The organism is Thermohahella caldifontis (assembly GCF_041153465.1).
Classification (GTDB): Bacteria; Pseudomonadota; Gammaproteobacteria; order Pseudomonadales; family Oleiphilaceae; genus Thermohahella; species Thermohahella caldifontis.
The window spans coordinates 1,030,260-1,044,463 of the sequence record NZ_CP154858.1; the positions used below are offsets into that span (position 1 = coordinate 1,030,260).

13 protein-coding genes are annotated in these 14,204 nt (G+C 61.1%); 7 read left to right on the forward strand and 6 right to left on the reverse strand.

Going from position 1 to position 14,204, the window contains the following annotated elements; translation table 11 throughout:
• Nucleotides 1-53: 53 nt before the first annotated feature.
• Nucleotides 54-3,086 (reverse strand): EAL domain-containing protein, encoded by a 3,033-nt coding sequence (locus AAIA72_RS04975; RefSeq protein WP_369602317.1) that lies wholly within the window; start codon nt 3,084-3,086, stop codon nt 54-56.
• Between the two features lie 85 nt (nt 3,087-3,171).
• Entirely contained in the window at nt 3,172-4,077 is a 906-nt protein-coding gene (locus AAIA72_RS04980) for a haloalkane dehalogenase (RefSeq protein WP_369602318.1), read from the reverse strand.
• A 158-nt stretch (nt 4,078-4,235) separates the two neighbouring features.
• Between AAIA72_RS04980 and AAIA72_RS04985 the strand changes: the two genes are divergently transcribed.
• The 4 genes from AAIA72_RS04985 to sthA are packed head-to-tail and all read left to right on the forward strand — an operon-like array spanning nt 4,236 to nt 7,993.
• Nucleotides 4,236-4,781, forward strand: coding sequence for a hydrolase (locus AAIA72_RS04985; RefSeq protein WP_369602319.1), 546 nt, complete (start codon nt 4,236-4,238; stop codon nt 4,779-4,781).
• Nucleotides 4,782-5,729 (forward strand): D-hexose-6-phosphate mutarotase, encoded by a 948-nt coding sequence (locus AAIA72_RS04990; protein ID WP_369602320.1) that lies wholly within the window; start codon nt 4,782-4,784, stop codon nt 5,727-5,729.
• Between the two features lie 39 nt (nt 5,730-5,768).
• Complete coding sequence (locus AAIA72_RS04995; protein WP_369602321.1) at nt 5,769-6,611, forward strand: HDOD domain-containing protein; 843 nt, start codon at nt 5,769-5,771, stop codon at nt 6,609-6,611.
• The gene (sthA, locus tag AAIA72_RS05000; protein WP_369602322.1) at nt 6,608-7,993 is read left to right on the forward strand and encodes a Si-specific NAD(P)(+) transhydrogenase; all 1,386 of its coding nucleotides are present in this window, start codon (nt 6,608-6,610) and stop codon (nt 7,991-7,993) included. The genes AAIA72_RS04995 and sthA overlap by 4 nt, the downstream gene beginning before the upstream one ends.
• On the opposite strand, the gene AAIA72_RS05005 is transcribed toward sthA, so the two are convergent.
• Nucleotides 7,971-8,567, reverse strand: coding sequence for a DNA-3-methyladenine glycosylase I (locus tag AAIA72_RS05005; RefSeq protein WP_369602323.1), 597 nt, complete (start codon nt 8,565-8,567; stop codon nt 7,971-7,973). The two genes, sthA and AAIA72_RS05005, sit on opposite strands and share 23 nt — an antisense overlap.
• Before the next feature lie 45 nt (nt 8,568-8,612).
• Between AAIA72_RS05005 and AAIA72_RS05010 the strand changes: the two genes are divergently transcribed.
• Nucleotides 8,613-9,080 (forward strand): CDP-archaeol synthase, encoded by a 468-nt coding sequence (locus AAIA72_RS05010; RefSeq protein ID WP_369602324.1) that lies wholly within the window; start codon nt 8,613-8,615, stop codon nt 9,078-9,080.
• 14 nt (nt 9,081-9,094) lie between these two features.
• On the opposite strand, the gene AAIA72_RS05015 is transcribed toward AAIA72_RS05010, so the two are convergent.
• Entirely contained in the window at nt 9,095-10,087 is a 993-nt protein-coding gene (locus tag AAIA72_RS05015) for a metallophosphoesterase (protein WP_369602325.1), read from the reverse strand.
• Between the two features lie 87 nt (nt 10,088-10,174).
• On the opposite strand from AAIA72_RS05015, the gene AAIA72_RS05020 reads away from it, so the two are divergent.
• Together AAIA72_RS05020 and AAIA72_RS05025 are read left to right on the forward strand one after the other, a co-directional pair.
• Nucleotides 10,175-11,218, forward strand: coding sequence for an NAD-dependent epimerase/dehydratase family protein (locus AAIA72_RS05020; protein ID WP_369602326.1), 1,044 nt, complete (start codon nt 10,175-10,177; stop codon nt 11,216-11,218).
• Nucleotides 11,219-11,290: 72 nt separating this feature from the next.
• A complete protein-coding gene (locus AAIA72_RS05025; protein WP_369602327.1) occupies nt 11,291-12,343 on the forward strand; it encodes a methyltransferase domain-containing protein in 1,053 nt (350 codons plus the stop codon).
• A gap of 7 nt (nt 12,344-12,350) precedes the next feature.
• On the opposite strand, the gene AAIA72_RS05030 is transcribed toward AAIA72_RS05025, so the two are convergent.
• Together AAIA72_RS05030 and AAIA72_RS05035 are read right to left on the reverse strand one after the other, a co-directional pair.
• Nucleotides 12,351-12,926, reverse strand: a complete 576-nt coding sequence (locus AAIA72_RS05030; RefSeq protein WP_369602328.1) for a hypothetical protein — start codon at nt 12,924-12,926, stop codon at nt 12,351-12,353.
• Entirely contained in the window at nt 12,923-14,158 is a 1,236-nt protein-coding gene (locus AAIA72_RS05035) for a hypothetical protein (RefSeq protein ID WP_369602329.1), read from the reverse strand. The genes AAIA72_RS05030 and AAIA72_RS05035 overlap by 4 nt, the downstream gene beginning before the upstream one ends.
• Between the last annotated feature and the right edge of the window lie 46 nt (nt 14,159-14,204).

Genomic DNA, 14,204 nt, shown 5'->3' on the forward strand with positions numbered 1-14,204 from the left:
GCAGGTACCGGTTGACGATGCGGTGGCCCAGTTTAGCGGCTGGGCGCGCCGAGTCAACGGACAAAGGCGTCCGGCGCAACCAGCCTCGCACTGCTGTCCAGACCGTCCGCCTTCCCCGTCAGGATGGCAGTCAGCTCGTCCGCGGTCATGGGGTGGAAGAAATAGTACCCCTGAGACAGGTGGCATCCCCACGCCCGCAGCATGGCCAGTTGCTCTGCGGTCTCCACGCCTTCTGCAACACAGGTGATCCCCAGGTTGCGGGCCAGCGTAATCATGGCGCGGACAATTTCCCGGTCGTGGCTGTTAACGGTAATCCCGCGAATGAAATCCTTGTCGATCTTGAGCTTGTAGAATGGCAGCCGCTGCAGGTAGACCATGGAAGAATAACCGGTACCGAAATCATCCAGAGAGAAGCGGATCTGCTCTCCGGACAGCACGCCCATGACCTTGCTGACGTCCTCGATATCTCTCAGCAATGCCGTTTCCGTCAGTTCCAGCTCAAATCGGGCCGGATCGCACAGGGCATCTTCAAGCCAGACCAGCACACGACTGGCAAACTGGCGGTCCCGGAATTGTGCCGCCGAAATGTTGACGGCCAGGCTGTCCGGCGCCACGCCCAACCTGTCCCACTCGGCCAGCTGCTTTGCGGCCAGCTGAATGACCCGCTCTCCCAGCGGGTGAACGAGATGGCTGTCTTCAATCTGCGGTATGAAGCGTGTGGGTGCAACCAGCCCCCGCTCGGGGTGCTGCCAGCGCAACAGTGCTTCCACGCCGACAATCCGGCCGGTTTCATTGTCCACCTGGGGCTGATACACAAGAAACAGCTGGTCCTGGCTCTCCAGTGCCTGTTCCAGATCCTGCATGAGCGTCACTTGCTCGGCAAACTGATCCGACAGGCGCTCATCATAAAACGCCCACTGCCCCTTGCCCGCCTCCTTGGCCCGGTACAGCGCCAGATCTGCCCGGCGAATCAGTTCGGCACTATCCACCTCTCCGCCTTCGGAAATGGCGATGCCCAGACTGGCCCGCGGCCGGACTTGCGCCTGCTCCAGCTTAACCGGCATCTCCAGTGCCGACATCAGCTTTCCACAGAGTACAGCAATATCACCGACGCTGTGGATGCCATCCTGGATGATCACAAATTCATCCCCGCCCAGCCGGGCCACCACATCGGCCGCCCGCAGCAGATGGCGAATGCGCTGGGCCACCTCGCGCAACAACAGGTCGCCGGCCGGATGGCCCCAGGTATCATTCACCGCCTTGAAATCATCCAGATCCAGCATGAGCAGTGCCAGCGTCACGCCTTTCCTGCGGGCGGCGAGCAGCATGCGCTCCAGGTTGTCCTGGAATGCCTTGCGATTGGGCAATCCGGTGACGTCATCGAAGAACGCCAGGCGGCGAATCTGGGCTTCAGCCTGAATGCGCTCCGTGATGTCCCTGGACACCAGCACCGCATGCCGCTCTTGCCCGGTCACGCTTTCGGGATGACGGGGCACACTGATGCGGGCTTCAAAGTGGCGCGTGCCCGCCGGCACTTCCAGCGTGTACTCGAACGTTTCCAGACGACCGGTGCGCTCCGATTCCTGAATCGTCCGGATCAGGGCCTCGGCGACCTGTTTGGGCAGGACATCCCGAACATTCCGGCCAATCAGTTCATGTGCCGGGGCGGCCAGCAGGGACTCGTCTCCGATGACCGCAACATACACGCCCTCAACGGTCAGGATAAACCCGAGGTCCGGCATGGCATGCGCAAAGGCCTCCAGAAGCCGGTGATCCATGTCCCGCTGCTCTCGCAGCGTCTTTTCATGGGTGATGTCCCGAACAACGGCAATGATCTTGCGGTGCACGTCCCGCGGCTCTACAGGTGATATCCTCACCTCGAAGGCGTGAAGCTTGCGATCCCGCTTGCTGACAAATTCCATGACCACCGTCTGGGTCTCGCCGCTTTCCAGCGAACGCCCCACCGCATCGAGAATGCGCTGGCCATGCGGCGGCGGCATGACATCCTCCACGGGCATGCCAATCAGTTTTTCCGGATCATCGGCCAGGTGGGTGGACTGTACCCCGAGCCGCTTCACGAACCGGGCCTGATCATCCATGATCCAGACCAGATCGGGCAGCGCATTCGCAACACCCTGCAGCAGGTCATCCGAATGGCGTGCCGTACGAGTGAGCTCGCGGTTCTCCATCAGTGTGGCCATGAGCTGACTGGTCTGATCCAGCAATCGCCGGCGCAGACGCACGAACATGACAATCAGCACGACCCCCAGCGCCGTGGACAGCCCCCACAGGATACGATCATCCCGGAATCCGGTATCCGCATCCCCTCCTGCACCGTCTGCCGCGGGCACCAGTCCGTGTCTGAGCAGCGACCGGCCATAAGGGGAGTCCGGCCGGCCTTTCCATTCCGTCAGCCAACTGTCAATGCGTTCGCGAACTGCCTCATGCTGCCCCTTGGGAAAGCCGAAACCGACTCTGGAGGGTGAAAACACGATGTCACTGGTCACAACGCCAGGATAATCCCGCAGATTGATGGCATAGAACGAGTTGATCACGCCGGCATCCAGCTCGCCGGACTGAATGGCCTTGAGCAGGGCCTGATAGGTGTCATAGGGCACAATTTTCGGTGCCAGCCCGGCGCGGGCGACCAGCTTCTGAAAATGAATGCCGTTGATGCCTGCCTTGAGCACTCCCACCCGGGCACCATCCAGCGCCTGCAGGGTCTTGACCGGGGAATCTGCCGGCAGCACCACCTGGCCCCACAGGGTGGCCACGGGAATCCGGTTGAAATCAAACCATTGCCTGCGTTCTTCAGTCATGACCATGCTGGTCGCCACGTCCAGCAGGCCCCTTTCCGTCAGGGTATAGATGTCCGACCAGCTCAGAATGCGATAATCCAGCGTCCAGCCTTCCTTCTGCGCAACGGCGTTGAGGATATCCACGTGCAGACCGGCCGGCTTACCGGCCTTGTCCACATACACCAGCGGATAGTTGTCATATACCCCGACGCGCAGCGTCAGACCCTGCACGGGCAGAGCCAGAATCAGGCAGACGATCAGGGCAAAGGTGCGCCCGAAGCATCCCATTGGAATCAGTATTCCCCCAAAAAAGGATTGAAAGCGGCCAGCTTTGAGGGCGAGACAAGCCCGCCCCTGTTTCAAGTATAGTCGTTCAGGCAGATCGCGCCTGATGCCAGCTCATGGCATCCAGCACCGCATCGGCAAAGGCTTCCGGTGCATCTTCCTGAAGAAAATGAGCGGCCTTGACCTGCCTGTGAGGAAGCCCGCGCGCCCCCGGGATCCGCTCCTGAAGACGTTTATCGGCATGTTTGAATATGGGATCATGAGTGCCAAAACAGGTCAATACGGGTTTCTGCCACCGCTCCAGCACTTTCCACGCCGCACGGTTCGCGGCCGTCGCCGGATTGTTGGGCGCCGTGGGGACCAGTTTGGGAAAGGCCCGCGCTCCGGCCATGGCCCTGCGCTCGGGGAACGGTGCATCATAGGCCTGCATCTCGGCGTCGGACAGGGATTTCAGACAGCCGGCATTGACAATCCGGCCGACCGGGAACCAGGGCGTGTACAACGCAAAGGCGCGCCACAGGTGAAAGGCCATGGGCACCCGGTCATCGCCAGTGGGCAGGAAGCCGTTGCCCACCACAACCCGGGCAAAGCGATGTTCGTTTTCCGCCGCCAGTCGCAGACCGATCAGAGAGCCCCAATCCTGACACACCAGCGTGATGCCTTCCAGCGACAGCGCATCCAGAAACAGTTTCATCCACATGACGTGGCGGACGTAGCTGTATTCCGCCACATCCGTCAGCTTGTCGGATTTTCCGAAGCCGATGAGATCCGGTGCAATCACCCGATAACCGGCTGCCGCCACCCTGGGGATCATGTGACGATAGAGATAGGACCAGGTGGGTTCTCCATGCAGCATGAGCACCACTTCGCCATCCCGCGGACCTTCATCCACATAGTGCATGCGAAGACCATCCACCTCCGTGTAGTGAGGCGCGAACGGATAATCCGGCAGGTTTTCAAACTGACTGTCAGGGGTACGGTACACGCGGGTCATGATGCTGCTCCTTTTTCCGGCGGATCGCGGGGTCGCCATATTGACACTGTAAACGTCCACTCTGCACGGATCGTTGCGCCAGATCAAGGCTGGCGGACTTTTGTCTATCCTGTTTGGCCGATGCTTTGCGGTATACTGTCCGAAAAAAGGAGCAACACATGATTCAACCGGAAAACGCAGCACTGGTTCTGATCGATATTCAGGGCAAACTGGCACAGTTGATGTTCGAGCGTGACAGACTGTTCACCCGCCTGCGCCAGCTCATCGACGTGGCCAACCTGTTTGACATGCCGATTCTGTGGATGGAACAGCTGCCGGACAAACTCGGGCCGACGGTTCCGGACATCGCGGAGAAGCTTGACGGCCTGTCTCCCATGGCCAAGTCCACGTTCAGTTGCTTCCGTGATGCCGGTTTCAAGCGCGCCCTCGCACAGTCACGGCGCCGCCACCTGATTCTGGCCGGTATCGAGAGTCACATCTGTGTGTATCAGTCCTGCCGGGATGCCCTGTCAGCAGGGTTTGAAGTCTCCATTGTCCAGGACGCCATCTCTTCCCGAACGGAAGCCAATTACCGTCTTGGTCTGGAGCGGATGGTCATGGCCGGAGCAGCTCCCGTGAGCGTCGAAATGCTGGCCTTTGACATGCAGCAGGTGGCGGAAGGGCCGCGTTTCAGGCAGATGATTCAGCTTTTCAGGGATGCATGAATGGCAGACCATCTGAACTCGGGTTTTGACCGCCTCAGCGCCATGAGCCGGCGCTGGCGTACCGTCCGGCTGGAACACCTGGGCGAGCTGCCGGTCCTGCATATCCGGCGTGGCAAGCATGAGTGCTGGGTCAGTCTTCAGGGGGCGCAGGTTCTTGGCGCACTGCTTGACGGAAAGCCTGCCGTCTGGGCCAACCCGGCGGCAGAATTCAAGGCCGGCCAGGCCATTCGTTCGGGCATCCCGCTGTGCTGGCCCTGGTTCGGTGATCTGAACCGAAACCCGCAGGCAGTCCGCGGGCAGTACAGCCTGCCCCAGCCGGCACACGGATTCGCCCGCACCCTGCCCTTTGCACTGACCGATGTGGTGGAACACGCCCACGTGACCGAGGTGGAGTTTTCCCTGAGGCACCGCATCGGCAACCAGAGCCTGATGCTGGCGGTGCAGGTGCGTCTGGGCAACATGCTCGAAGTCACTCTGAGCACCTACAACGGCAGCGAGGCGCCATTCGCGCTCAGCACTGCGCTGCATACCTATCTCCCGGTCACTGATATTGAACAGGCGAGGATCCATGGCCTGGGGGATCGCAAGGCCTGGGATGCCTGTCGCGACTGGCAGCCGGGCACGCTGGACGACCCGCTGGTGATCCGGGCAGAAACCGATTGGGTATGCCCCAATGCACCGGAAACCGTGACCCTGATCGATCCGCAGGGCGAGTCCGCCATCAAGGTGAACATCCGTGCCGATCTCAATGGCGAACCCCGGCCGCATGCGCTGGTGATCTGGAATCCGTGGACTGACAAGGCCCGCAGGCTGGGACAGTTCCGCGATGAGGATTACCGTCACATGCTGTGTCTGGAAGCCGCATTGGCGGCCGAGAACTGTGTCACACTGGGCCCGGGTGAGCAGCTGAATCTGACTACCGCAATTGAAAATCTGATCTACACTTGATGCAGGTTCAGATACTTTTTTCAATTGCGGAGCACCAGCGTGACCTCAGCACACAGTAATCCCGTTGCAGCAGAAATCGATCGTCGCATTCAGACCGGCAACCTGGATGTCCCCATGTTGCCGGAAGTGGTACACCGGGTCATTCAGATCACTTCGGATCCCGACTCGAGCGCTGCGGATCTGGTCAGAGTGATTCAGGGGGATCAGGCGCTGGCAGCACGGGTCATGCGGATTGCCAACTCGGCCGCCTACTCGCCCAGCGCCTCCATTGTGTCCCTGCAACAGGCCATCGCGCGGCTGGGCATGCTGGTGGTCCGGGACATCGCCGTGGCCGCCTCGCTCAACGCACGACTGTTCAACGCACCCGGTTACGAGCAGGCCATCCAGGAAATCTGGCAACATGCCGTGGCCACCGCACTCTGGGCGAAGGAAGTGGCCCGCCAGTCACGCCGCAATGTCGAGGCGGCCTTTCTCTGCGGACTTCTGCACTCGGTGGGCCGGCCGATCGTGATTCAGGAAATGCTGGACGTGGGGCGACAACAGAAACTGCCACTGACACAGGACATCGTGATGGCCATTGCCGACGAGCTCAATCTCGAGGCCGCCGCCCTGGCACTGGAAAAATGGGAAATGCCGTCACTGGTCCGCAACGCCATCGTGCATCAGGAGTCCTGGCAGGATGCTGGCGCGGCACAGGACCAGGCCATGATCATCAACGCTGCCCGCGCCTTTGCCTGTCATACCCTCTGGGGCAGTCCGGATGCCGATGCGCTGAAAGAAAAGGAGGTGCTGGCGGACCTGAACCTGTACCCGGATGAGGTGGACGAGTTGCTTGAAAAGAACGATCTGGTCAAGTCCGGGATGGAGGCCATGCAGTCATGAAGCACTATGATGTCGTGGTCATCGGCAGCGGGCCGGCCGGGCAGAAGGCGGCCATTCAGGCAGCCAAGGCGGGTCAGAAGGTGGCGCTGGTGGAACGTGACAAGATGCTGGGAGGCGCCTGCGTCCACCGGGGGACCATACCGAGCAAGACGCTTCGTGAAAATGCCCAGCGCATCCGCAACCTGCGCAAGAATGCGGCCCTGTTCAACTGGGAGCTGTCCGAAGATACGGAGATGACCACCCTGATCACCCGGCTGGATCAGGTTCTGCATGCCCACGATCATTACATGCGGGAACAGATTGAGCGCAACGGCATTGAGGTCATCCACGGCCGCGCCCGTTTTGTGACAGCCACCGAACTGGACATCGTCAAGGTTCGTGGCGAGCCGGAACGCCTCAGCGCAACCCATACGGTCATCGCAACCGGCTCCATTCCCAGGCATCCGCCGGACATTCCCATTGACCACGAGAACATTTTCGACAGCGATTCCATTCTCTCCATGCTCTACCTGCCCAAGAGTCTCATTGTCCTGGGTGGCGGGGTCATTGCCTCCGAATATGCCTCCATCTTTCAGGCTCTGGGTGTCAAGGTCACCATGATTGACAAGTACCCGAAGCCACTGGGTTTCCTGGATCAGGATCTGAGCGCGGCGTTCGTCACTACACTGGAAAGCATGGGCGGCACCTGGCTGGGCGAGACCGTCGTCAAATCCGTGGTTTACGACGGCATCAGCGAGGTGATTGTCACCTGCGAGGATGGCCTCAAGGTACGTGGCCAGAAGCTGCTCTGTGCCGCCGGCCGCATTGCCAATATCAAGGATCTGCAGATTGAAAATGCCGGACTCAGCCTGAACGAGCGTGGCCTGATCTCCGTCAACGAGCATTTGCAGACGGCCGTCCCCAACATTTACGCCGCCGGGGATATCATTGGCCCTCCCGCCCTGGCGTCCACCTCCATGGAACAGGGACGGCGCGCGTCTCTGAATGCGCTGGGCATGAGCACTCTGGGACTGCCCAACACGATTCCGTTCGGCATTTATGGTGTTCCGGAACTCGCCAGCGTGGGTCTGACCGAGAAGCAGGCGAGAGAGAAACACGGCGATATCCTGATTGGCCGCGCGCCTTTCTCGGAAATTGCCCGGGGACACATCAGCGGCAATGAAGACGGGATGCTCAAGCTGGTCTGTGACGGCAAGGGGGAGCACATCCTCGGCGTTCACATCATCGGTGAAAACGCCACCGAACTGGTCCATCTGGGTCAGTTGGCCATGACGGCAGGCATGACGGTGGACAGTTTCCTGGACAACATTTTCAACTTCCCGACGCTGGCTGAAGCCTACCGGGTCGCGGCGTTTGACGTCATCTCAAAACGCCCAGCCTGAGCGCATCGTCCACACAGGCCGTATGGGCAGGACAGGTGACCAGATGGTCATTGACCATGCCCACGGCCTGCATGAAGGCATAGCAGATCGTCGGCCCCACAAAACTGAAACCCGCCTTTTTCAATGCCTTCGACATGGCCTCGCTGGCCGGGGTGGAGGTGGGCACTTCACTCTGAGCCCGCCAGTGGTTGACCTGAACCCGCCCGTCCACAAACTGCCAGAGAAACGTACCGAGTGACTCACCCGTTTCCTGCAGGGCCAGCCAGGCTCTGGCATTGCCGATCACGGACCTGACCTTCAGGCGGTTGCGCACGATGCCCGGATGCTGCATCAGGCGCTCCACGTCATCCTCGTTCATCCGGGCAAGCCGGACGGCATCAAACCCGCAATAGGCTTCCCGATAGGCCGGTATCTTCCTGAGAATGGTGATCCAGGACAGGCCCGCCTGCTGGCCGTCCAGACACAGCTTCTCGAACAGTTCCTGATCGTCCACTACCGGCCGTCCCCACTGGGTATCGTGATAGGCCACGTACAGCGGATCGGTGCCACACCATTCACATCGCTTGTCGGTCATTCGTCCCTCTTCTACACTCATCTCAGACAGACCCGGAATTCACGGATGATCATTCTCAAGCTCACATTGTACCTGCTGCTCATCAACGGCATCCCGGTGGTGGCCAGCCGGTTGCTCGGCAAGCGTTTCAGCATGGCGCTGGACCTGGGGCTCAGCCTGCCGGATGGCCGTCGGTTGCTGGGTGAGAGCAAGACCTGGCGAGGTCTCATTCTGGCCACACTCGCTGCTGCACTGGTCGCCCCCGCGGTTGGCCTGAGCCTGATGCAAGGCGCAGCATTCGGGTTGGCCAGCCTTCTGGGTGATGCGATGACCTCTTTCCTCAAACGTCGTCTGGCCATGCCGCCCCATGCCCACGCTCCGGTTCTGGATCAGACGCTCGAGGTCATCCTGCCCCTCTGGTGGCTGCACGAACCCTTGGGCATCGGCCTGCATGACGGCCTGGCCGTCTGGGCTCTGTTTCTCGGCTGCCACATTATCCTCTCCCCCTGCTCTACCGGCTGGGCGTGCGGCTAGTGCCCTGGTAGGGCTCATGGCGGCATCCCGCTGCGCAACTCATGAATCACGATTTCCGGCGGACAGAACAGGCGCACGTCCAGCACGGACATGCCCGTGCCGCGCGAGGTATACCCTTCCAGTCCACCCCAGCGCCAATGGCCACTGGCCAGTTTTCTCGGGCAACGTGATTCGGTGATGATGGGCACCCCGCCCGGCAGACAGATCTGCCCGCCATGGGTATGCCCGCACAGCATGACATCCACGCCCACATGGGCAGCCTGCTGATACAGTTCGGGCGTATGTGACAGCAGTATGCAAAAGTGTTCACTGTCGGCCTGAGCAAAGGCATGACGAATGTCTGCCGTTTCAAAATAATGGCCGTCATCCACACCGGCTAGTGCCAGATGGCCGTTACCCAGTGTCAGTGTAACGGCTTCGTTCATCAGCACCGTGACACCCATCGATTCCAGAGCCCAGCCCAGCACCAGCGGATCATGATTTCCCAGCACGGCCACCACCGGACCCCGGAGGGCACTTACCAGCCGTTTCATCCCCGCTGCCGCCGCCTCCCAGGGCCCCGAGGTGCGGGCCCGGTAGTCACCGGTCAGCACGACCGCATCGTACTCCAGTGTGCGGATCATGCCGATGACCGCATCCAGGTTGGCTTCGGACATGTCGGCATGGATATCCGTCAGATGCAGGATCCGCACACCGTCCAGTGCAGGGGATATCTTGCGATGGTAAACCGGGTGAAAGACCACTTCCGGCCGGCAGCCCTGATTGCGGCCCACCTGATAGAGGCCCGAAACACGAAGGATGAAGCGCAAGAGCCGGGGCAGATTCACCAGTTGCTCGACATGAAACCAGGGCAAATCGAAGCCTTCCAGCATGCCCGCTGCGGCCTGTTCCCGTGCCAGACGCCTGACCACGGTCTGCCAGCCCATGCGCGGGGCATAGCGCTCCAGCAACACATCATGGTCCTGGCTGATATCCAGCAAACCTGTGGCTCCCGGCATTCCGGTCATCTTTTCAGCCGCCTCTTGGCTATCCCATCCGTCTCGGTTACTCTAGCCTAGCCTATAAGTTCAATGCACAGGGAGCAAACAATAACAATGAAAATTCTCGTAACGGGAGCCAACGGTCATATCGGCGCCCACGTGGTCAGACAGCTGCTGGACGAAGGTCATGCGGTTCGCGCCTTCGTGCGCCCCCGTGCGGATGTGCGGGCACTGGAAGGACTGGATCTGGAATACGCCCGGGGCGATGTCATGGATGCAGAAGCCGTTCATCAGGCTGCGGAAGGCTGCGATGCCATCATCCATCTCGCGGCGGTTTACAAGACCATTGCCGAAACGGCGGAAGAAATTGTGGAACCGGCCGTCCGCGGCGCCGAGAATGTTTTCAGAGCCGCCCATGCTCACGGCATCGGGCGTGTCGTGTATACCAGCTCGGTGGCATCCATCGGCTTTTCCTGGTCGCCGGATGAGCTGCGCACCGCCGATGACTGGAACACGGATGCCAAAAACCCCTACTATCTGGCCAAGACGCTGAGCGAGCAGAAAGCCCAGGCGCTGGCGCAGGAACTGGGTATCCACCTGGTGGTGATCTGCCCGGCGATTGTCATCGGCCCGCTGGACTACCGCATCACCCCCTCCAACCAGTTGGTCAAGGACTGGCTCAATGGCAAGGGACAGACTTATCCGGGCGGCCTCAATCTGGTGGACGTGGAGGATGTGGCCCGAGCCCACGTCAATGCGTTGACACGAGGCGAGTCCGGGCGACGCTATATCGTGGGTTCGGACAATCTGCCGGTGAAGGAGATCGGCCGGATACTGGAGCGGCTGACCGGCATCCGGCCGCTGCACTTGCCGTTTGGTCGCAGCACCATGCTGTTCACGGCCCGCGTGACGGAAACCCTGTGCCGGATCATCGGCATGACCCCGCCGTTCACCTACGATCTGGTCTATGAAGTGGCCGGACGCTATGCCTATTACGACATCAGCGAAACCTGCAAGGTACTCGAAATCCGTCCGCGGCCTTCGGAGCAGGCCCTGGCACGTGCCGTGCGCTGGCTGGCCGAACAGGGCCATCTGAAACCCTCCGTGGCCCGCCGCGTCTCCGAAATGCTGGCCAGCACACCGCACCTTTCCACCTGAGCATCCGGAACTTTCTGCAGGTCGGCCGGTCTGATCCGGCATACCTGCAGCCATCGTTTTTCAGGAGAGACCATGCACAACGAAGTACAGGCGTATTACGGACAAGTTCTCAAAGGGAGTGAAGACCTCAAGACCAATGCCTGCTGCACGCCCGGCAGCATCCCGAAACACATCAGGGAAGCCCTGCGTCACGTGCACGACAACGTCCTCAGCCGCTACTATGGTTGTGGTCTGGTGGCGCCCGAGCTGCTGGAAGGCACCCGCATACTGGATCTGGGCTGCGGCAGCGGGCGTGACTGTTACGTGCTGGCCCAGCTGGTGGGCGAACAGGGCAGTGTGCTGGGCGTGGACATGACACCGGAACAGCTGGAAGTCGCCAGAGCCACGGAGGAATGGCACCGCGAGCGTTTCGGCTACACGCGCAAGAACACCGAATTCCGGCTGGGATACATTGAGCGGCTGGACGAGCTGGATCTGCCGGACAACAGCTTCGATATCATTGTTTCCAACTGTGTCATCAACCTCTCCCCTGACAAGGAGGCCGTCCTGCGGGAAGCTTGGCGCCTGCTCAAGCCGGGCGGCGAGCTGTACTTTTCGGATGTCTATGCCGACCGGCGTGTCCCGCGATCCCTGCGGGATGATCCGGAGCTGTACGGGGAGTGCCTCAGCGGTGCACTGTACTGGAACGACTTCCACAATCTGGCAAAGCGTTGCGGATTTCAGGATCCGCGTCTGGTTGAAGACCATCCGATCACGATCGAGAACGAAGCGGTTGAGGCGCGGATTGGTCACATCCGCTTCTTTTCCGCCACCTACCGGCTCTTCAAGCTGGAAGACCTGGAGCCTGCCTGCGAGGACTATGGTCAGGCCGTGATCTACAAGGGCACCATCCCTCACCATGAAGAGGTGTTTACGCTCGATGCCCATCACCGGATAGAACGCGGGCGCGTCTTCCCGGTCTGCGGCAATACCTGGCGGATGCTTCACGATACCCGCTTTGCCCCGCACTTCGAGTTCATCGGCAACTGGGATACCCACTACGGGATCTTCAAGGGGTGCGGTACCGACCTGCCCTTCGGTTCGGCACGAGACGATCAGGACAGCACTTCCGCCGGTTGCTGCTGACCCGCTGTTACTCTGACGGAGCCACCAGCTCCGGGTGCTGCGCCCGGAGCTCGGCCATCATGGCCTTCAGCCGCCGGACTTTCTCCTCGCCTTCGCGCAGGCTTTCCGGATCCAGTCCCTGCGCTCTGGCACGTTCAATTTCCTGCTCGAGAAAGGCCACCTTCCTGACCGCTGCCTGAAGAAAACGCTGTTTGAGCGCCAGGTCCTGCTGCGCCTCCCAGGCCGCATAGGCATCCGGCTGATCCAGGATTTCCGGTTCAGGCCGGGGCTCCTCCGGTCCGCGCACGATGGGTGGTACACGCCGGTCACCCTCGGCCAGACTCTGCCGGAATGCCGCAACCGCGTCCGCATCCAGAACCGTATCCGGTTGCGCGCCATCGTCCTCGGGGCCGGTCGGACGAGGTTCCGTTCGGGGCTGCGCGGTCAAGGGCTGCGGTGGCTGCGGATCTGCCGACGCCGGAACCACAGGCAAGGGCGTTTCCGGACTATCGGCCACCACCACCAGCCGGCCACCCTCCGGCCACCAGGCGATGCCGGCCAGGGCAGCAAGGACGATCACGGCGCTCCCGAACATGCGCTTCATGTGTGTGCCCCGGGGTCAGCCTTGCAGATACGCGCGGCAGCACGCAAGGCGTCAAGCTTCTGGTCATGCGCCTGCCTGAGGCGCTCCCATGCCAGCGCCTGAGATGCAGCATAGCGGACCGTTTCCGAGTCCGGGGGCAGGCGGCGGGTTTCACGCTTCAGTACCCTGATCCGGATCCAGCCACCGGCAGGGTCGCGTGTTGCCTTCGACCACTGACCAGGCTGCTGGGTGAAGGCAAAGGTGGCCAGCCAGCCATCCTTCCGTGACAACCAGCCGGTCCGGATCTGATCCGCCGGCAACTGATCCGGGTTTTCGGCCTCCTCGGGCTGATCCGCATGAATCCACTGCGCCTCCACCTGCTCCACTACATCAAACTCATCGGCATGCTTGTCATACCACGCCCGGATATCCTTGTCCGACACCTGTCGGGCCGCCTCGCTCAGGGCCGGATTGTCATCATGCAGCCCCAGATGGAAGCCCATACGCTGCCGGAAACGCTGGGCCAGATAGCGGTCATTGACCAGATCCCTCAGGAACACGTACTCCCGCCCCGGCAGATGGCGGGATGCCCAGTCATCGGTCACCACTTCCAGTGCCCAGCGCGTCGCGAAGTTCTCGACCAGCGCCCGGTCGCCTTCCAGCAGCACCATCCGCCCCTGAATGTTCAGGGTGTCCCACACATCAAACAGACTCAGCGAAAATGCCCTGCCCTGAAGTGCCAGACGGGCCACCTCCACGGATGAAGCCCATCTCTCCGTTTCTGGTGACAACCCGGCATCCAGCAGCGGTTTCTCGGCCCGGAGGCGCGCCGACCAGTTGTCCGGCAGGCCGAAATGCATGACCGACGTGATCCCGTCAGGAAAATGCTCGCGCATCCAGGCATCCAGCTGCTGCGCATACAAACCGGTGATCAGACCAGTACGCTGGCGCGACAGATTGGCCCGGGTGGTGAAGCCGACCCCGGAATCCCGGTGCGGAAACGCCTGATCGCCCAGCTTTTGTTGCTCCGCCCGTGCGATCAGATGATTATCGATCAGCTCCTGAAGAAAGGCATCCGGAGAGCCTTCATAACTGCCCTCGGCGTGATACCGCTCATAGAGCGTTTCAAAGAGGTTCGCGGGCACTGACCAGTCATCCACCCGGGCCATTTCCCCCGGTGCAAGCTGGCAGTCTGCCCAAGCATGGCCGAAGGTCAGCCCCATCCAGACACATAAATAACGTACTGCTTTCATGACGTTGGCTCCCGGACCGCCCGGCAACGTACCGGACGGTCACTCC

Excerpts from the sequence above, each read along its gene's own strand:
- AAIA72_RS05015 (WP_369602325.1), bottom strand. The coding sequence starts at position 10,087 with ATGACCGGAATGCCGGGAGCCACAGGTTTGCTGGATATCAGCCAGGAC.
- AAIA72_RS05020 (WP_369602326.1), top strand. The coding sequence starts at position 10,175 with ATGAAAATTCTCGTAACGGGAGCCAACGGTCATATCGGCGCCCACGTG.
- AAIA72_RS05005 (WP_369602323.1), bottom strand. The coding sequence starts at position 8,567 with ATGACCGACAAGCGATGTGAATGGTGTGGCACCGATCCGCTGTACGTG.
- AAIA72_RS05030 (WP_369602328.1), bottom strand. The coding sequence starts at position 12,926 with ATGAAGCGCATGTTCGGGAGCGCCGTGATCGTCCTTGCTGCCCTGGCC.
- AAIA72_RS05025 (WP_369602327.1), top strand. The coding sequence starts at position 11,291 with ATGCACAACGAAGTACAGGCGTATTACGGACAAGTTCTCAAAGGGAGT.
- AAIA72_RS05010 (WP_369602324.1), top strand. The coding sequence starts at position 8,613 with ATGATCATTCTCAAGCTCACATTGTACCTGCTGCTCATCAACGGCATC.
- sthA (WP_369602322.1), top strand. The coding sequence starts at position 6,608 with ATGAAGCACTATGATGTCGTGGTCATCGGCAGCGGGCCGGCCGGGCAG.
- AAIA72_RS04975 (WP_369602317.1), bottom strand. The coding sequence starts at position 3,086 with ATGGGATGCTTCGGGCGCACCTTTGCCCTGATCGTCTGCCTGATTCTG.
- AAIA72_RS04980 (WP_369602318.1), bottom strand. The coding sequence starts at position 4,077 with ATGACCCGCGTGTACCGTACCCCTGACAGTCAGTTTGAAAACCTGCCG.
- AAIA72_RS04985 (WP_369602319.1), top strand. The coding sequence starts at position 4,236 with ATGATTCAACCGGAAAACGCAGCACTGGTTCTGATCGATATTCAGGGC.
- AAIA72_RS05035 (WP_369602329.1), bottom strand. The coding sequence starts at position 14,158 with ATGAAAGCAGTACGTTATTTATGTGTCTGGATGGGGCTGACCTTCGGC.
- AAIA72_RS04990 (WP_369602320.1), top strand. The coding sequence starts at position 4,782 with ATGGCAGACCATCTGAACTCGGGTTTTGACCGCCTCAGCGCCATGAGC.